The following is a 19,493-nucleotide window of genomic DNA, read 5'->3' as shown; positions in this document are numbered from 1 at the left end:
TGCGTCAGATAAGGGTTTCCTGAACGAGAGCCTGACGAATTTCAACGGATTTCTTTTCAGCTTTGTGATGCAGATTTTTCACGTTGTTACCTCCATAACGTAAAGCAGAGAAGATCCATTTACAATGCAAGGGTATTTTTATAAGATGCATTTGATATACATCATTAGATTTTCACATAAAGGAAGCACGTATGCTTGACGCACAAACCATCGCTACAGTAAAGGCCACCATTCCCCTGCTGGTTGAAACAGGACCGAAACTGACCGCCCACTTCTACGACCGTATGTTTACGCATAACCCGGAGCTCAAAGAAATCTTCAATATGAGCAACCAGCGTAACGGCGATCAGCGTGAAGCCCTGTTTAATGCTATCGCGGCCTACGCCAGCAATATCGAAAATTTACCGGCGTTGCTGCCGGCGGTAGAAAAAATCGCGCAGAAGCACACCAGCTTCCAGATTAAGCCGGAGCAGTACAACATCGTCGGGACGCATCTGCTGGCGACGCTGGACGAAATGTTCAACCCGGGCCAGGAAGTGCTGGACGCGTGGGGCAAAGCCTATGGCGTACTGGCTAACGTCTTTATTCATCGGGAAGCCGAGATTTATCACGAGAACGCCAGCAAAGACGGCGGCTGGGAAGGCACGCGCCCCTTCCGCATCGTTGCGAAAACCCCGCGTAGCGCACTGATCACCAGCTTTGAGTTTGAACCGGTCGACGGCGGTACGGTGGCGGAATACCGTCCCGGGCAGTATCTGGGGGTCTGGCTGAAGCCGGAAGGTTTTGCGCATCAGGAGATCCGCCAATATTCACTGACCCGTAAACCCGATGGCAAAGGGTACCGTATTGCCGTGAAGCGTGAAGACGGCGGCCAGGTATCAAACTGGTTACACCATCACGCCAGCGTGGGCGATGTGGTGCATCTGGCTGCGCCGGCAGGTGACTTCTTTATGAATGTCGCCGCTGATACCCCCGTTTCGCTGATTTCCGCTGGCGTCGGCCAGACGCCGATGTTAGCGATGCTCGATACGCTGGCGAAAGAACAGCATACCGCGCAGGTGAACTGGTTCCACGCGGCGGAGAACGGCGACGTCCATGCGTTTGCCGACGAAGTGAGCGAGCTGGGCCGTACACTGCCGCGTTTCACTGCCCATACCTGGTACCGCGAGCCGACTGAGGCCGATCGCGCCCAACGCCTCTTCGACAGCGAAGGGCTGATGGATTTAAGCAAACTGGAAGCTGCGATCAGCGATCCGGCAATGCAGTTCTATCTTTGCGGCCCGGTAGGTTTTATGCAGTTTGCCGCAAAACAACTGGTTTCACTTGGCGTGAATCACGAAAACATTCATTACGAATGCTTCGGCCCGCATAAAGTGCTGTAATTGCAAGAAATCCACTGAAAAAAAGGGCGTTATCGTTAAGGCGAACGCCCGTTTTCCTCCCCGTTCCCCTGCTTATTGCGCTGCTTTTTATGCCTTTCTTTTACAAAAAAGGGGAATAAAAAAAGTCTGTGCAAATCGTGTTATTATTAACGTTTGACTTAGCTCGTTAGGGCATCTTTTTATGCAGCAACCTGTTGTACGCATTGGAGAGTGGCTGGTTACACCTTCTGTTAATCAGATCAGTCGTCAGGGACGCCAGATTACTCTTGAACCACGGCTGATCGATCTTCTGATGTATTTTGCGCATCACCCGGATGAAGTGTTAAGCCGGGATAACATTATTGATCATGTCTGGATGCGCACCATCGTGACCAACCATGTTGTCACCCAAAGCATTTCTGAACTACGCAAATCATTAAGAGATGGCGGAGACAGCAATGCTGAATACATCGTTACCGTACCTAAACGCGGCTATAAGCTGACGGCGCCGGTTATCTGGTGCGAAGAAAATAGCGATGAGATCGATAATTCATCAACGTCGCCGCCGCCGCCGATCGCAGCGACGAATGCAGAACCGACAGAGGGGGTTACTGCCGCTACGCCTGTGCCGCCCGCCTCTTTGCAAACGCCGACTAAAAAGGCGAAAAAGCCGCGTATCGCCGCTTTCTGGACGTGGGTGATGTTCCTGCTCTCGCTGGCGACGCTGGTGGTGTTTATCGTGATGTCGGTGGTAGATCATAATGCCGCGGTAACAAAAACGCGGTTATTACTTAACCCACGAGATATAGATGTTCGTTTTGAAGGCGGCAATTCCTGTAATAACTGGGTCTCGCAGGAGTCCTACGCTATCGGTCTGGGCGGCTTAATCACCGACTTGCTGAACACCTACTCGACCTTTATGGTACATGATAAAACCAATTACCGGGTCAATGAGCCAAGCAGCTCCGGTAAGACGTTAACCATTCAGTTTGTCAATCAGCGCCACTATCGGGCGCAGCAGTGCTTTATGTCTGTGGTGCTCATTGATAACGCCGATGGTTCAACCATGCTGGATAAGCGTTATTTCGTCACCAATACTAACCAGTTGTCCATCCGGGATGATCTGTTTAATAGCCTATCTTTCGTTTTAACACAGCCCTGGCCTAATCGTATGCGAGAACAACTGGCCCTGTTCAGAACGCCGCAAAATACCGCGCTGATGCGTTTTTATGAGGCGCGCCAGCTTATTCTGAGCGGCGATGCGCAGGCGCTAGGTAAAGCCAGCGATATTCTGAATGGCATTATTAAGGAAACGCCTGATTTCAACTATGCCTATGAATATAAAGTGCTGGTAGATGTATTACGGCAATCACAACAGCCGTTTGATAAAGAACAAGTGGCTGCGCTGAACGAAGAGTTTAAAAAAATAGATCAAATTCCGGGCGTTGAGAAAACGTCTGTTTATTATAAAATCAAGACCGTTGATCTTTTGGGCAAAGGTGATATCGATGCAGCGTATGAGGAAATCAATAAAAGCATCGAGCTTGAAATGTCGTGGTTTAACTATGTCCTGTTGGGGAAAGTTTACGAAATGAAAGGTGAGAATCGTCTGGCCGCTGATGCCTATCTGACCGCCTTTAATTTACGTCCAGGTGAAAACACGCTGTACTGGATCGAGAACGGCGTATTTCAGACATCCGTTCAGAAAATTGTCCCTTATCTGAATAGTTTTCTGGCAGAAGATTAAATTTAACGCTGAACCATGACAAATAAAAGCGAAAAGATATTAAATTTTTCGCTTTTATTTTGTGAAGAACATGTTGCCAAAAATAGCTTATGTTAATTTTGGCAACATGTTCATCGCAAAGAAATGTAAATATAACTCTTTGTAATTAAACTATGTTTATCCTTTCATGATATTTTCCATGATATTTATATGTTAATTCAAAAAAATCAATCTATCAGTTTTTTCATGTTTGTGTTTATTTCACTTTTTCTTTAGGACTTATCTCAACCCATTCGTTAATCTTGTCGACAGTTGAACGGGCACGCAGCATATATGAAGCATAAGCCCGGTTCTTAAAAATACAGCTCAGGAGAAATGAACATGAGTTCTGTCAAAAAGATCGGGCTATTTGCCTGTACTGGCGTCGTTGCCGGTAATATGATGGGGAGCGGGATTGCATTATTACCCGCCAACCTTGCCAGTATTGGTGGCATTGCCATCTGGGGCTGGGTAATTTCTATTATTGGGGCAATGTCGCTGGCTTATGTTTATGCGAGGCTGGCAACCAAAAACCCTCAACAGGGTGGCCCTATCGCTTATGCTGGGGAAATATCTCCGGCGTTTGGTTTCCAGACCGGCGTTCTTTATTATCACGCAAACTGGATTGGTAACTTAGCCATCGGCATTACCGCTGTTTCTTATCTTTCTACGTTCTTCCCGGCATTAAATAATCCAATACCGGCAGGTATTGCCTGTATTGCTATCGTCTGGCTGTTCACCTTTATTAATATGCTGGGTGGGGCCTGGGTCAGCCGCTTGACAACGATTGGCCTATTCCTGGTGCTGATCCCGGTAGTCCTGACCGCAGTCGCCGGCTGGCATTGGTTCGATATCGCGACCTATCACGCGAACTGGAACACGTCCACGACGACCGACTCTCACGCCATTGTTAAAAGTATTCTGCTCTGCCTGTGGGCGTTCGTTGGCGTTGAGTCTGCCGCCGTCAGCACCGGCATGGTGAAAAACCCGAAACGCACCGTACCGCTGGCAACCATGCTGGGTACCGCGCTGGCAGGCATCATCTATATCGCCGCGACTCAGGTTATCGCCGGGATGTTCCCAGCTTCCGTTATGGCCTCTTCCGGCGCGCCGTTCGCTATCAGTACCTCCACGATTCTGGGTGGCTGGGCTGCGCCGCTGGTTTCCGCCTTTACCGCTTTCGCCTGCCTGACGTCTCTGGGCTCCTGGATGATGCTGGTCGGCCAGGCTGGGGTTCGCGCCGCCAACGACGGCAACTTCCCGAAAATTTACGGTGAAATGGATAAAAACGGTATTCCGAAAAAAGGTCTGCTGTTGGCTGCGGTGAAAATGACGGCGCTGATGATTCTGATCACCATCATGAACTCCAGCGGCGGTAAAGCGTCCGACCTGTTCGGCGAACTGACCGGGATTGCCGTACTGCTTACCATGCTGCCGTACTTCTACTCCTGTGTTGACCTGATTCGCTTCGAAGGGTTCAACATCCGTAACTCGGTAAGCCTGATTTGTTCTGTACTGGGCTGCGCATTTTGCTTCATCGCACTGATGGGCGCCAGCTCCTTCGAACTCTCCGGCACCTTTATCGTCAGTCTGATCATCCTGATGTTCTACGGTCGCAAAATGCACCAGCGCCAGAACAACGACAGCGACAACAATACGGCTGAAGCGCTTTAACCGCTAACTCCTTTTTCTCAAAGCCCCTTTCGTCACCTGCTATAGCGTAGCGGGAGGGGCCCACTTTACCAGGAACAAGACTATGAACGTTATTGCTATCATGAACCACATGGGCGTCTACTTTAAAGAAGAGCCTATTCGTGAACTGCATCGTGCACTGGAAGGTTTAAATTTCCGTATCGTCTATCCAAACGACCGAGAAGACCTGCTGAAGCTGATTGAAAATAACTCCCGCCTTTGCGGCGTCATTTTCGACTGGGATAAATATAACCTTGAGCTTTGCGAAGAGATTAGCAAGCTGAACGAGTATATGCCGCTGTACGCCTTCGCCAACAGCTACTCTACGCTGGACGTCAGCCTCAACGATCTGAGAATGCAGGTTCGCTTCTTTGAATATGCTTTAGGCGCCACAGCCGATATCGCGGCGAAAATTCGCCAGAATACCGATGAATACATCGACAATATTCTACCGCCGCTGACAAAAGCGCTGTTCAAATATGTGCGCGAAGGGAAATATACTTTCTGTACGCCTGGCCACATGGGCGGGACCGCTTTCCAGAAAAGCCCCGTCGGCAGCATCTTTTATGATTTCTTCGGCCCGAACACGATGAAATCCGATATTTCGATTTCCGTTTCTGAACTGGGTTCGCTGCTGGACCACTCCGGCCCGCATAAAGAAGCGGAAGAGTATATCGCCCGCGTCTTTAACGCCGAACGTAGCTACATGGTGACGAACGGCACCTCTACGGCGAACAAAATCGTCGGTATGTACTCCGCGCCGGCAGGCAGCACGGTACTGATTGACCGTAACTGCCATAAATCGCTGACCCATCTGATGATGATGAGCGACATTACGCCGATTTATTTCCGCCCAACCCGTAACGCCTACGGTATTCTTGGCGGTATTCCGCAAAGCGAGTTCCAGCACGCCACTATCGCTAAACGGGTAAAAGAGACGCCTAACGCGACCTGGCCGGTCCATGCTGTTATTACTAACTCAACCTATGACGGTCTGTTGTATAACACTGACTACATCAAGAAAACTCTGGATGTGAAGTCCATTCATTTTGACTCCGCCTGGGTGCCTTATACCAATTTCTCCCCTATTTATCAGGGTAAATGCGGTATGAGCGGCGACCGTGTAGAAGGCAAAATCATTTATGAAACCCAGTCCACGCATAAACTGCTGGCGGCGTTTTCACAGGCATCCATGATTCATGTTAAAGGCGACATTAACGAAGAAACCTTTAACGAAGCCTACATGATGCATACCACCACTTCTCCGCACTACGGTATCGTAGCGTCTACTGAAACCGCAGCGGCGATGATGAAAGGTAATGCGGGTAAACGCCTGATTAACGGCTCTATTGAACGTGCGATTAAATTCCGTAAAGAAATTAAACGCCTGAAAAGCGAATCCGACGGCTGGTTCTTTGACGTATGGCAGCCGGAACATATCGATGGAGCTGAGTGCTGGCCGCTGCGTTCAGATAGCGCATGGCATGGCTTCAAAAATATCGATAACGAACACATGTACCTCGACCCGATCAAAGTCACTATCCTGACGCCGGGGATGAAGAAAGACGGTACGATGGATGAATTCGGTATTCCGGCAAGTCTGGTCGCCAAATATCTCGATGAACGCGGCATCATCGTAGAAAAAACCGGTCCATACAACCTGCTGTTCCTGTTCAGCATTGGTATCGACAAAACCAAAGCTCTGAGCCTGCTGCGCGCGCTCACTGAATTTAAACGCGCCTTTGACCTGAACCTGCGCGTCAAAAACATTCTGCCGGCACTGTACCGCGAAGCGCCTGAGTTTTATGAAAATATGCGCATCCAGGAACTGGCGCAGAATATTCATAAACTGGTCGAACATCATAATCTGCCGGACTTAATGTACCGTGCGTTTGAAGTGCTGCCGAAAATGGTGATGACGCCGTATACTGCGTTCCAGAAAGAGCTGCATGGCGAAACGGAAGAGGTGTATCTTGAAGAGATGGTTGGACGCGTCAACGCCAACATGATCCTTCCTTACCCTCCGGGAGTGCCGCTGGTGATGCCTGGTGAAATGATCACTGAGGAAAGCCGTCCGGTACTGGAATTCCTGCAAATGCTGTGCGAAATCGGCGCCCACTATCCGGGCTTCGAAACCGATATCCACGGCGCCTATCGTCAGGCAGACGGACGTTACACCGTTAAAGTGCTGAAAGAAAATACGAAATAAGTACCAAAGGGAAGTGGCTTGCCACTTCCCTTTTTTCACGCAGCAAGGAGACTTTATGAAAACACCCTCACAACCGCGCGCGATTTTTTACATCGTGGCGATTCAAATTTGGGAATACTTCAGCTTTTACGGCATGCGTGCCTTACTCATCCTTTATCTTACCCACCAGCTTGGTTTTAATGACAGCCACGCGATCAACCTCTTCAGCGCCTACGCCTCTTTAGTTTACGTTACCCCTATTCTTGGCGGCTGGCTTGCCGACCGCCTGCTTGGCAACCGCGTGGCGGTTATCACCGGCGCCTTATTGATGACGCTGGGTCATGTGGTATTGGGCTTAGAATCTGATTCAACGCTGAGTTTATATGCGGCGCTGGCCATTATTATCTGCGGCTACGGCTTGTTTAAATCCAATATTAGCTGTCTGCTGGGCGAACTTTACGCCCCTGATGACAACCGCCGCGACGGGGGATTCTCGCTGCTCTACGCCGCCGGGAATATTGGATCGATAGCCGCGCCGATCGCCTGTGGTCTGGCGGCGCAGTGGTATGGCTGGCATGTCGGCTTTGCGCTGGCGGGCGTGGGAATGTTCATCGGCCTGCTCATCTTTTTAAGCGGTCATCGCCACTTTCAGCAGACGCGTGGGGTTAATCGCCCCGCGCTGCGGGCGGTTAAATTCGCCCTTCCAACCTGGGGTTGGCTGGTATTAATGCTGTGTATCGCGCCGGTATTCTTCACCCTCCTGCTGGAAAATAACTGGTCTGGCTATGTGCTGGCCATTGTCTGCGTCTTCGCGGCGCAACTTATCGCCCGTATTATGGTTAAATTTCCCGAGCACCGTCGCGCCTTGTGGCAAATCGTTCTGTTAATGATCACCGGCACTCTCTTTTGGGTTCTGGCGCAGCAGGGCGGAAGTTCGATCAGTTTATTCATCGACCGTTTTGTCAACCGCCACTGGCTGAATATGACCGTCCCCACCGCATTGTTCCAGTCGGTCAATGCGATTGCGGTGATGGCGGCGGGCGTGGTGCTGGCGTGGCTGAGCAGCCCGAAAGAGAGCGCCCGCTCGGTGCTGCGCGTCTGGCTTAAATTTGCCGTGGGGCTGGTATTAATGGGCGGCGGTTTTATGCTGCTGGCGCTAAACGCGCATCAGGCCCGGTTAGACGGGCAGGCATCAATGGGAATGATGATCGCAGGGCTGGCACTGATGGGCTTTGCAGAGCTGTTTATTGATCCGGTCGCGATGGCGCAAATTACCCGCCTCAACCTGCCTGGCGTCACGGGCGTGCTGACCGGTATTTATATGCTGGCGACCGGCGCGGTCGCTAACTGGCTGGCTGGCGTCGTCGCGCAACAAACCACGGAATCGCAAATTAGTGATACGGCGGTAGCCGCCTACGGACACTTTTTCTCGCAAATGGGCGAGTGGACGCTAAGTTGCGTGGCGCTGATCGTCGCCATTGTCGGCCTGAGATGGGTTTGCACCCGGACTACATCGGCGCTACCGCAGGGCGATTAAACGGTGGTTCGCTGCCCACAAGGAGGGGACGGGCAGCGAATCGGCACATCAGATAGCCGCGTCGTCTTCTTCGCCAGTACGGATACGAATAACGCGGGCGACATCAAAGACAAAGATCTTACCGTCGCCGATTTTCCCCGTCTGCGCGGTACGAATGATGGTGTCAACACAGGTATCCACGATGTCGTCAGGCACAACGATTTCAATTTTTACCTTCGGCAGAAAATCCACCATATATTCCGCGCCGCGATACAGCTCGGTGTGGCCTTTTTGACGGCCAAAGCCTTTGACTTCAGTGACCGTCATCCCGGTAATACCTACCTCGGCCAGCGCTTCACGGACATCGTCCAGCTTGAAGGGTTTAATAATCGCATCAATCTTTTTCATGCTATTCCTTGAAAAGGTCGCCTGTGTTTTGATCGGTTAAACGTAACATATTTCGCGCTACTTTACGGCATGAAAACTACTCTTTGAAATCATTCGCATCCAGTTCGTGGCGGGAGAGTAGCTTATAGAATTCCGTGCGGTTGCGCCCCGCCATCCTTGCCGCGTGCGTCACGTTACCTTTGGTAATTTGCAGTAACTTGCGCAGATAGTTCAGTTCAAATTGGTTTCGCGCTTCGGCAAAAGTTGGCAACGCGGTGTTTTCGCCTTCCAGCGCCTGCTCGACCAACGCATCGCTGATCACCGGCGAAGAGGTTAACGCCACGCATTGTTCAATGACGTTGACCAGTTGGCGCACGTTGCCCGGCCAACTTGCCGTCATCAGCCGTTTCATTGCATCAGTAGAAAAGGCGCGAACAAACGGTTTATGCCGCTGTGCCGACTGTCTGAGCAGATGATTAGCCAGCAGCGGAATATCCTCGGTACGCTCCGCCAGCGCCGGAATTTTCAGGCTCACGACATTCAGCCGGTAGTACAAATCTTCACGAAATTCGCCCCGCGCCATCGCCTTCGGCAGATCGCGGTGCGTCGCGGAAATAATTCGCACGTCGATATCAATATCGCGATTGCTGCCCAGCGGCCTGACTTTACGCTCCTGTAACACCCGCAGCAGCTTCACCTGTAACGGCGCGGGCATATCGCCAATTTCATCCAGAAACAGCGTGCCGCCTTCCGCCGCCTGGAACAACCCTTCACGATTGCTCACTGCGCCGGTAAAGGCGCCGCGCGCATGGCCGAATAATTCGGACTCCAGCAACTGTTCCGGCAACGCGCCGCAGTTGATGGCGACAAACGGCTTGTTACTGCGCGGGCTGGCATTATGAATCGCCTGCGCGAAAATCTCTTTCCCGGTGCCGCTTTGTCCGTTAATCAATACGCTGACATCCGACTGCGCGACCATGCGCGCCTGTTCAAGCAGTCGCAGCATCAGCGGGCTACGGGTAACGATAGCGTTGCGCCAGCTATCGTCCGTCGCGGGAGCGGACTGCTCCAGCGCTTCATCTATCGCTTTATATAACGCGTCTCTGTCGATCGGCTTCGTCAAAAAGCTGAATACGCCTTTCTGGGTAGCGGCCACCGCATCCGGAATAGAACCATGCGCCGTCAGAATGATAACCGGCATTCCCGGCTGTACTTTCTGAATTTCTGTGAACAGTTGCATACCATCCATTTCATCCATGCGCAGGTCGCTTATTACCAGATCCACTTTTTCCCGATGCAGTACCCGCAGTCCTTCCTGGCCGCTCTCTGCGGTCACTACACTGTATCCTTCACTGGTCAGGCGCATACCGAGCAATTTCAGTAATCCGGGATCGTCATCGACCAGCAGCAGGTGCGCCGGTTTACGGCTTATCATGGCGTTACCTCATCTTGTGACGGCGACGGCGCCGCGCCATCTTCAGACGTCGCGGGTTTGTCATTCGTATGCGGCGTATCGGCGTTGTAATTCCCTGCCGGTTTTCGTGTCGAAAGCTGGCGCTCAATATCGGTTAAACTCTCCAGCTTACGGGTGGTAAGATCGAGCTGCGTTTGCAAGGCCTGTTGCTGCTGGCGCAGCGCATCAAGCTCACTATCTGACGTTTGCTGGAGCTTGCTATAACGCTGACGTTCGGCAGAAAGTGCTAATTGCAGCGCCTGACCGTCATGCCAGATTTGGTAGACGGGCCGTACCTGAGCCGGTATTTGCGCGCTTAACGCCTCCAGACGGGTCACTATGGCGCGCCGCTCCGGCGGCGTAATTTTTGCATCCGCCAGTAAAATCCCGCGCCTGAAGGCATTTTGCCAGTTATCATCCGTCAACGCGCGCGCCTCTGCGCGCGACTGAACCGGCATCAGACGATCGGCGCAGTCAATCGTGCGTAGCCAGTACAGCGGATTCGTCTCCACCGCCTGCCCGCGTAGCGACCAGATATCCGCGCACGCCGTCGGGAGATAATCCGCCAGTTGATAATGGGGGAGCGTGTCCTGCGCTGCGCTACCGGGCAGTTGCTGTGAAGCATGGGGAACACATGCGGTCAGCGCCAGACACGATATGCCCACCGGTATTCCCCACCGCAAAAGGCATCGTTTAATAGTTTGGACGAAAACGTGTGACATACGCACCAGGCTTAAATTCATATTAGTGTTTGTCAGATGCAGGCAGCGGCAGCGAGATGCGAAAACAGACTTCCTGCGCTTTGTCATCCACCAGTTGGATCTCTCCCTGCATTCGACGAATACAATCTCTGGCGATACTCAGCCCTAGCCCACTGCCTTTTACCGCCCCTTTTCGCTGGTGGCTTCCCTGGAAAAAAGGCTCAAAAATCATTTCTCTTTCGGTTTGCGGAATCGGCTCGCCGCTATTAACCACATCGATATAAACCGTGGAGCCCTGAGAGCGACTACGGATACAAATGTTACCGGATTCAGCGCCATAGTGCACCGCGTTGGAATAGAGATTATCCAGCACGCTCATCAGCAACATGGGCTCTGCTATGCAGCGTTCGGCCTCCAGGTCGACATCGGTATGCATCATTTTAGCGCGGGCAGGCAAACTGTGGGCGGAAACCACCATATCCACAAGCGGCGCGATATCGACCGCTTCCAGCTCTGTGGCACTGTCTACCAGTTTCCGGTTGTAATCAAGCAATTGCTCAATCAATTTTTGTAAATTACGACTGCTGTCATCCAGAATATCGACCACCTCTTTTTGCTCCGGCGTCAGCGGCCCAACCACCTGATCGGCCAGCAGCTCTGTCCCCTCGCGCATACTGGCCAGCGGGGTTTTCAGCTCATGGGACAAGTGACGTAGAAACTGATGGCGCTGGGATTCCAGCCACGCCAGACGCTCACTCAGCCAGATAATGCGCTGCCCCACCGATCGTAATTCACGCGGACCGGTAAAGGTGACGGTATTCCCTAAAGAACGGCCTTCGCCCAGGCGATTAATCATCCGTTCAATTCCTTTCACCGGCCCGATAATCATGCGGGTAAAAAGTAGCACCATCGCCAGGCTCACCAGAAATAGCACCAGCGCCTGCCAGCCGAAAAATTGTCCGCGCTCGGCGATTTCTTGTTGTAACTGTTGCCCACGCGAATAAACCACAGTACGCGTCGCCTGCACCATTTCCGTATTCGCGTTGGCAAAGGCCTCCAGACGCGCGGCCGCGGCCGCTTCCGGGCCGCTATCTTTACACTGCAATTGCGCCAGCGCGTTTAAATCCTGGCGTAACGCCTGATACAACTTATCATCCGGCAAGACGCCGGCATGGGCGTCCAGCATATCGCTATAGCGCTTACGCTGGCTTTGATACACTTTTGCCAGCGTCGGATCGTCAAGTACACAATACTGTCGGTAGCTTCGCTCCATCTCCAGCGCGACGTTGGTCATCGCCTCGCTGCGCCGGGCGTCAATAAGCGTGCTGCGGTTAGTCACCGCAGCCTGATCGCTTAACGCGTTAAGGCTTTGCCACGCCTGCCAGGCCAGAACCAGCAACGGCAGCAGGATCAGCAAAAAGGCCAGCATGACCAATTGTCGTAAAGAACGGGGGAAAACAGACCAGCGCTTCAACGTGTCGCTCACATAAAAGAAGAATAAAAAAGATGCTAACCGAGGGAAGCGCCAGATACAACAAAGCCGGGCTAAACCCGGCTTTGTTATGGAATAAGGCGGTGCCTAACTCGACGTTTCGCCCGGAGGTTGATAAAGCTACGCTATTATCAGAAGTTGGACGGCAGGCACCTTGTTGTGCGTCATTCGAAGTTTATGTAGCGCGTCCCTAAGGGGCTGACATAAGAAGGTGAATGAGCCACTGGTTATCATTATGCAGTAATTGTGCCAACATTCAAAAGACTTTGTTAACACAATGATAGATATGAAAAATATCTTTATTCATGCTAAAAATGGCTCTGTCTGTTTTTTGCCCTTTCTGTCGCCAATCAGCAACACCTGCAACACCTAAAAATAAAACAATTTAAAATCAAATAGTTAAATGTCTCTTTTTGGCGACAACCTATCCCCCACTCATGTCGGGATTTCCCGACACTTTAATCTTGCGGCATAAGCACTAGTTTATTGCCGGATGACGGCGTAAACGCCTTATCCGGCCTACCGCTTGACGTTCAAGACGGTAGCTTCAACCGCGCTTCCCCGTGGGCCTGATAAGCGCCGTCTACAAAAAAGCCCCTCGTGAATAGGGGCTTAATGGCTATCGGGCTAATTAACCAAGCTGCTTACGCGCATTACGGAAGATACGCATCCACGGGCTATCCTCGCCCCAGTTTTCCGGGTGCCAGGAGTTGGCGACGGTGCGGAATACGCGTTCCGGATGCGGCATCATAATCGTCACCCGACCGTTTTCGGTCGTCACCGCCGTGATGCCGTTCGGCGAACCGTTCGGGTTAGCCGGATAGGTTTCAGTCACCTTACCAAAGTTATCAACGTAGCGCAGAGCGACCAGGCCTTTGCTCTCAAGCGCGGCAAGATGCGCATCGTCACGTACCTCAACGCGCCCTTCCCCATGGGAAACCGCAATCGGCATCTGTGAGCCTACCATTCCTTGCAGCAGCAGCGATGGGCTTTGCGTCACTTCCACCAGGCTGAAGCGGGCTTCGAAGCGGTCAGAATGGTTACGTACAAACCGCGGCCACAGTTCGCTGCCCGGGATCAGCTCGCGCAGATTCGACATCATCTGGCAACCGTTGCACACGCCCAGCGCCAGTGTCTGCGGACGATGGAAGAAGGTTTCGAATTCGTCGCGCACCCGATGGTTAAACAGAATGGATTTCGCCCAGCCTTCGCCCGCCCCCAGCACGTCGCCGTAGGAAAAGCCGCCGCAAGCCACCAGCGCATGGAAGTTGCCCAGACCGATACGACCGCCCAGCAGGTCGCTCATATGGACGTCAATCGCGTCAAAGCCCGCACGATGGAACGCCGCCGCCATCTCCACGTGAGAGTTCACCCCCTGCTCGCGCAGTACAGCGACTTTCGGTCGTGCGCCTGTCGCAATGTACGGCGCGGCGATATCTTCATTAATATCAAACGACAGCTTCACGTTGAGGCCCGGATCGGCATCATTCGCTTTCGCCTCATGTTCCTGATCAGCACATTGCGGATTGTCGCGCAGACGCTGCATCTGCCAGGTGGTTTCCGCCCACCAGACACGCAGCGTAGTGCGGCTTTCGCTGAATACCGTCTGGTCATTAGCGGTAATCACAAAGCGATCGCCAGCCAGGGCCTGACCAAGGTAGTGGACGCAGTCAGCAAGACCGTACTGCGCCAACAGCGCTTCGACCGCGTCTCTGTCTTCAGCGCGTACCTGAATCACGCCGCCCAGCTCCTCGTTGAACAGTGCGGCCAGATGGTCATCGCCCAGCGCGGCGATATCGACCTGCACGCCGCAGTGGCCGGCAAAGGCCATCTCGGCCAGCGTCACCAGCAGACCGCCGTCGGAACGGTCGTGCCAGGCCAGTAATTTACGCGCAGCGACCAGCGCCTGCATGGCGTCATAGAAGCCTTTCAGTTGCGCGACGTCACGCACGTCCGCGGGTTTGTCGCCAAGCTGACGATAGACCTGCGCCAGCGCCGTTGCGCCCAGCGCGTTGTGGCCCTTGCCAAGATCGATCAGCAACAAGGCGTTATCTTCCGTTGACAGCTGCGGCGTAAGGGTGTGACGCACGTCTTCCACGCGGGCAAACGCGGAAATCACCAGCGACAGCGGCGAGGTCATTTCGCGCTGTTCGTTGCCTTCCTGCCAGCGGGTTTTCATCGACATCGAATCTTTGCCCACCGGAATCGTCAGGCCAAGCTGCGGACAGAGTTCCTCTCCCACCGCTTTAACCGCGTCATATAAACCGGCATCTTCGCCAGGATGACCGGCTGCCGCCATCCAGTTAGCGGAAAGCTTAATGCGCTTGATATCGCCAATCTGCGTCGCGGCAATGTTAGTCAACGCTTCAGCGACGGCCAGACGGGCGGAGGCGGCAAAGTCCAGCAGCGCCACCGGCGCGCGCTCGCCAATCGACATCGCTTCGCCGTAGTAGCTGTCGAGGCTGGCGGTAGTGACCGCGCAGTCAGCCACCGGGACCTGCCACGGGCCAACCATCTGGTCACGCGCCACCATACCGGTGACGGTACGGTCGCCAATAGTGACAAGGAAGGTTTTTTCCGCCACGGTCGGCAGATGCAGAACACGATTTACCGCGTCGGCAATCGTGATATCCGCGCGGTTCAGCGCATCGCCTTTCGCCTTCAATGTTTGCACATCGCGGGTCATTTTCGGCGTTTTGCCCAGCAGGACATCCAGCGGCAGGTCGATCGGCTGATTGTCGAAATGGTTATCATGCAACGAGAGATGCTGTTCTTCGGTAGCATCGCCAATGACCGCATACGGCGCGCGTTCGCGCTTACACAGTTCGTCGAACAGCGGCAACTGGTCAGCCGCGACCGCCAGTACGTAGCGCTCCTGGGATTCGTTACACCAGATTTCCAGCGGGCTCATGCCCGGCTCGTCGCTAAGAATGTCGCGCAGTTCGAATTTCCCGCCGCGCCCGCCGTCGCTCACCAGCTCCGGCATCGCATTGGAGAGACCGCCCGCGCCCACATCATGGATAAACAAGATTGGGTTAGCGTCGCCCAACTGCCAGCAGCGGTCGATCACTTCCTGGCAGCGGCGTTCCATTTCCGGGTTGTCGCGCTGAACAGAGGCAAAATCGAGATCCGCATCAGACTGGCCGGAAGCCATTGACGATGCCGCGCCGCCGCCGAGGCCGATATTCATCGCCGGGCCGCCAAGGACGATCAGCTTCGCGCCCACGACGATCTCGCCTTTCTGCACGTGATCGGCGCGAATATTACCGATCCCGCCCGCCAGCATGATCGGCTTATGGTAGCCGCGCAGCTCTTCGCCGTTGTGGCTGTTCACTTTCTCTTCATAAGTACGGAAGTAACCGGTCAGCGCCGGGCGACCAAATTCGTTGTTAAACGCCGCGCCGCCCAGCGGACCTTCGGTCATGATATCCAGCGCGGTGACAATACGTTCCGGCTTGCCAAAATCCTCTTCCCACGGCTGTTCAAAGCCCGGAATACGCAGGTTGGAAACGGAGAAGCCTACCAGCCCGGCTTTTGGTTTCGCGCCACGCCCGGTGGCGCCTTCATCACGAATTTCGCCGCCGGAACCGGTCGCCGCCCCCGGCCACGGAGAGATGGCGGTTGGGTGGTTATGCGTTTCGACCTTCATCAGAATGTGCGCGGGCTCCTGATGAAAATCGTAACGGCCAGTATTGTGGTCGGCGAAGTAGCGCCCCACCGCAGATCCTTCCATCACCGCGGCATTGTCTTTATAGGCAGAGAGCACATAGTCCGGCGTGGTTTCGAAGGTGTTTTTAATCATTTTAAACAGCGACTTCGGCTGCGGTTTACCGTCGATAATCCAGTCGGCGTTAAAAATCTTGTGGCGGCAGTGCTCGGAGTTCGCCTGGGCGAACATGTACAATTCGATATCGTTCGGGTTGCGCCCCAGTTTGGTAAACGCCTCCTGCAAATAGTCGATTTCATCTTCCGCCAGCGCCAGACCAAGACGCAGGTTGGCGTCAATTAACGCCTGACGGCCTTCTCCCAGCAGATCGACACTGGAAACCGGCGCAGGCTGATGGTGGATAAACAGTTTTTCCGCATCGGTTAAAGAAGAGAACACCGTCTCCATCATACGGTCGTGCAGCTCTGCGGCCACTTGTCGCCACTGTTCCGCCGTCAACGTCGAAGCCTCGATATAGTACGCTACGCCGCGCTCCAGCCGATCAACCTGTTGCAGGCCGCAGTTGTGGGCGATATCCGTTGCTTTTGAAGACCAGGGGGAGATGGTACCAGGACGCGGTGTGACCAACAGGAGTTTACCCGCCGGCGTATGGCTGTTAAGCGCCGGGCCGTATTGCAACAGACGGGTAAGCTGCGCCTGCTCGCTATCATTTAACGGGGCGTTCAGGTCAGCAAAATGGACATACTCAGCGTATATATTGTGGACCTGGAGGTTGGCAGCCTGAAAGCGCGCCAGCAGTTTATTGATACGGAATGCAGACAGTGCAGGCGAACCACGCAGAATTTCCATCATAAGTCTCTCGTCTTCTAAGCTTTGGTGTGCGCAAGGGGGGAAACGGCCGTCATTATAAAGAATCTGACGCGCCGACGAAACCGTTTGCGTAGAAATAAAATCACCGCTTTTTCTTGTCATACGGTGCGGCTATCGTTGCGAATAAGTTGCCAACTGGCGCATTGTTACGCAAAATGCCGCTCATTAATGACTTATCTATTGCAGCAAAACATCTTTTTCAGCCCGAGGCAACGCACGATCCAGAGAATTAACTAATTGAAAAAATTAAAGATTAATTATCTGTTCATCGGCATATTGACGCTGCTGCTGGCAGCAGCCCTTTGGCCCTCAATCCCCTGGTTCGGTAAAACCGAAAACCATATCGCCGCGATTCAAGCCCGGGGGATACTGCGCGTCAGTACGATCGACTCGCCATTAACCTATTCCGTTATCAACGGTAAAAAATATGGTCTGGACTATGAACTGGCGCAGCAGTTCGCCAACTATCTCGGCGTGAAGCTGAAAGTGACGGTGCGCCAGAATATCAGCCAGTTGTTTGACGATCTGGATAACGGCAATGCCGACCTGCTCGCGGCAGGGCTGGTCTACGACAGCGCACGCGTTAAAAACTATCAGCCCGGTCCCATGTATTACTCGGTTTCGCAACAGCTCGTCTACCGGGTCGGACAATATCGCCCACGTTCGCTGGCGACCGTTAACGAGAATCAGCTTACCATTGCGCCAGGGCACGTCGTGGTCAATGACTTACAGCGTTTAAAAGAGACAAAGTTTCCCGACCTGAGCTGGAAAGTGGATGATAAAAAAGGCTCGACGACGCTGCTGGAAGAGGTCATCAGCGGCAAACTGGATTACACCATTGCCGATTCAGTGGCGATCAGTCTGTTTCAGCGCGTTCATCCCGAGCTGGCCGTGGCGCTGGATGTCACGGATGAACAGCCCGTGACCTGGTTTAGCCGACTGGACGACGATAATACGCTCTCCGCCGCGCTGCTCGATTTTTTCAATTCGATCAATGAAGACGGGTCGTTGGCGCGGATCGAAGAGAAATATCTGGGACATGGCGATGATTTCGACTACGTTGATACCCGCTCTTTCCTGCGAGCGGTAGATAACGTCCTGCCGGAGCTGGAACCGTTATTTAAAAAATATGCCAAAGAGATAGACTGGCGCCTGCTGGCGGCGATTTCTTATCAGGAATCACACTGGGACCCGCTGGCGACCTCGCCAACCGGCGTGCGCGGCCTGATGATGCTGACTAAAAATACCGCCCAAAGTCTGGGGCTGACCGACCGTACCGATGCGGAGCAAAGCATCAGCGGCGGCGCTCGCTATCTTGAAGATATGATGGCTAAAGTTCCCGAAACCGTTCCGGAAGACGAGCGTATCTGGTTTGCCTTAGCCGCCTACAATATGGGTTATGCGCACATGCTCGATGCCAGATCGCTGACGGTAAAAACCAAAGGCAATCCGGATAGCTGGACCGATGTGAAGCAGCGTTTGCCGCTATTAAGCCAAAAACCGTATTACAGTAAGTTAACCTACGGTTACGCGCGTGGACATGAGGCTTATGCTTATGTGGAAAATATCCGTAAATACCAGATAAGTTTGGTGGGGTATTTGCAGGAAAAAGAAAAGCAGGAAGCGGAAGCTATGAAACTGGCGCAGGATTACCCGGCGGTGTCGCCGGAGGAGCTGAATAAAGAACCCTTCCCCTTCCTGTCGTTTTTATCGCAGTCATCAGGCTACCTGACGCATTCGCCGTCTTTACTGTTTACGCCGCAGAAGAAAGAAGGAAAATAGCGCGATGGTCTTATTGGATGGCGACGCGCAACCTCTTATCCGGCATTGCGCTATACTGCCGGCCCCGCGCCTTCCGCACGGTCGGCTTTCTTCAGGGCTTTAATTTCCTGACGACGCATACGGAAAAAATCACTGAGCAGCGTCGCACATTCATCGCGCAGCACCCCTTCAATAATGTCGACCCGGTGATTCATTCCCGGATGGTGCAGCACATCAATTAGCGATCCGGCCGCGCCGGTTTTTGCATCGCGCGCGCCAAAGACAACGCGTCCAATGCGGCTATGCACCATAGCGCCTGCGCACATCACACAGGGTTCCAGTGTGACATACAGCGTGGTATCCAGTAACCGATAATTCTGCAATACCAGACCGCCCTGACGCAGCGCCATTATTTCAGCGTGCGCAGTAGGATCGTGGCGGCCAATGGGTCGGTTCCAGCCTTCGCCAATGACGCGATGGTTATGCACCAATACCGCGCCAACCGGAACCTCGCGTTCGTCCCAGGCGCGTTTCGCCAGCGTCAGCGCGTGGCGCATCCAGTATTCGTGATCTAATTCGACATCAGACAAAGAGGTAACTCCGGTAATGAAAGCGGGCGGCATTATACACAGACGCTATG

Annotated in this window: 13 protein-coding genes; 7 read left to right on the top strand and 6 right to left on the bottom strand. The window is 53.3% G+C overall.

The window, feature by feature from the left end; all coding sequences use genetic code 11:
• Positions 1-191 precede the first annotated feature (191 nt).
• The 5 genes from hmpA (at position 192) to dtpD (ending at position 8,543) form a co-directional block, all read left to right on the top strand.
• The gene (hmpA, locus tag ACQ29O_RS05685; RefSeq protein ID WP_000883145.1) at positions 192-1,382 is read left to right on the top strand and encodes an NO-inducible flavohemoprotein; all 1,191 of its coding nucleotides are present in this window, start codon (positions 192-194) and stop codon (positions 1,380-1,382) included.
• A gap of 181 nt (positions 1,383-1,563) precedes the next feature.
• Positions 1,564-3,108 carry a lysine decarboxylation/transport transcriptional activator CadC gene (gene cadC, locus ACQ29O_RS05680; RefSeq protein WP_020936843.1) on the top strand — a complete coding sequence of 515 codons (1,545 nt, stop codon included), beginning with the start codon at positions 1,564-1,566 and terminating at the stop codon, positions 3,106-3,108.
• 360 nt (positions 3,109-3,468) lie between these two features.
• Positions 3,469-4,800 carry a cadaverine/lysine antiporter gene (cadB, locus tag ACQ29O_RS05675; RefSeq protein WP_000100008.1) on the top strand — a complete coding sequence of 444 codons (1,332 nt, stop codon included), beginning with the start codon at positions 3,469-3,471 and terminating at the stop codon, positions 4,798-4,800.
• 82 nt (positions 4,801-4,882) lie between these two features.
• Positions 4,883-7,027, top strand: coding sequence for a lysine decarboxylase CadA (gene cadA / locus ACQ29O_RS05670; protein WP_020936842.1), 2,145 nt, complete (start codon positions 4,883-4,885; stop codon positions 7,025-7,027).
• Between the two features lie 55 nt (positions 7,028-7,082).
• The gene (dtpD, locus tag ACQ29O_RS05665; protein WP_000856793.1) at positions 7,083-8,543 is read left to right on the top strand and encodes a dipeptide permease DtpD; all 1,461 of its coding nucleotides are present in this window, start codon (positions 7,083-7,085) and stop codon (positions 8,541-8,543) included.
• Between the two features lie 48 nt (positions 8,544-8,591).
• Here the strand turns inward: dtpD and glnB are convergent, their stop codons facing one another.
• The 5 genes from glnB to purL all read right to left on the bottom strand — a co-directional run bounded on the left by glnB (position 8,592) and on the right by purL (position 17,074).
• Positions 8,592-8,930 carry a nitrogen regulatory protein P-II gene (gene glnB, locus ACQ29O_RS05660; RefSeq protein WP_000717694.1) on the bottom strand — a complete coding sequence of 113 codons (339 nt, stop codon included), beginning with the start codon at positions 8,928-8,930 and terminating at the stop codon, positions 8,592-8,594.
• Positions 8,931-9,006: 76 nt separating this feature from the next.
• On the bottom strand, positions 9,007-10,341 hold the full coding sequence (gene glrR / locus ACQ29O_RS05655) for a two-component system response regulator GlrR (RefSeq protein ID WP_024131115.1): 1,335 nt from the start codon (positions 10,339-10,341) through the stop codon (positions 9,007-9,009).
• Entirely contained in the window at positions 10,341-11,105 is a 765-nt protein-coding gene (gene qseG, locus ACQ29O_RS05650; protein ID WP_001054239.1) for a two-component system QseEF-associated lipoprotein QseG, read from the bottom strand. The genes glrR and qseG overlap by 1 nt, the downstream gene beginning before the upstream one ends.
• Position 11,106: 1 nt before the next feature.
• Positions 11,107-12,537, bottom strand: coding sequence for a two component system sensor histidine kinase QseE/GlrK (gene qseE, locus ACQ29O_RS05645; RefSeq protein ID WP_001676035.1), 1,431 nt, complete (start codon positions 12,535-12,537; stop codon positions 11,107-11,109).
• 649 nt (positions 12,538-13,186) lie between these two features.
• The gene (purL, locus tag ACQ29O_RS05640; protein WP_000970026.1) at positions 13,187-17,074 is read right to left on the bottom strand and encodes a phosphoribosylformylglycinamidine synthase; all 3,888 of its coding nucleotides are present in this window, start codon (positions 17,072-17,074) and stop codon (positions 13,187-13,189) included.
• A gap of 21 nt (positions 17,075-17,095) precedes the next feature.
• Here purL and ACQ29O_RS05635 point away from each other — a divergent pair, with 21 nt between their 5' ends.
• Together ACQ29O_RS05635 and mltF are read left to right on the top strand one after the other, a co-directional pair.
• Positions 17,096-17,329 carry a hypothetical protein gene (locus ACQ29O_RS05635; protein WP_001747289.1) on the top strand — a complete coding sequence of 78 codons (234 nt, stop codon included), beginning with the start codon at positions 17,096-17,098 and terminating at the stop codon, positions 17,327-17,329.
• Positions 17,330-18,874 (top strand): membrane-bound lytic murein transglycosylase MltF, encoded by a 1,545-nt coding sequence (mltF, locus tag ACQ29O_RS05630; protein WP_020936841.1) that lies wholly within the window; start codon positions 17,330-17,332, stop codon positions 18,872-18,874.
• A 50-nt stretch (positions 18,875-18,924) separates the two neighbouring features.
• Here mltF and tadA read toward each other — a convergent pair whose 3' ends face one another.
• Positions 18,925-19,476: a tRNA adenosine(34) deaminase TadA gene (tadA, locus tag ACQ29O_RS05625; protein WP_001134563.1), complete on the bottom strand. Its 552-nt coding sequence runs from the start codon at positions 19,474-19,476 to the stop codon at positions 18,925-18,927.
• Positions 19,477-19,493: the final 17 nt, after the last annotated feature.

Origin of the sequence: Salmonella sp. GDC200615, from assembly GCF_050574145.1 — a bacterium.
Taxonomy (GTDB): Bacteria; Pseudomonadota; Gammaproteobacteria; order Enterobacterales; family Enterobacteriaceae; genus Salmonella; species Salmonella enterica.
This window is presented reverse-complemented; position numbering and strand designations above follow the sequence as displayed.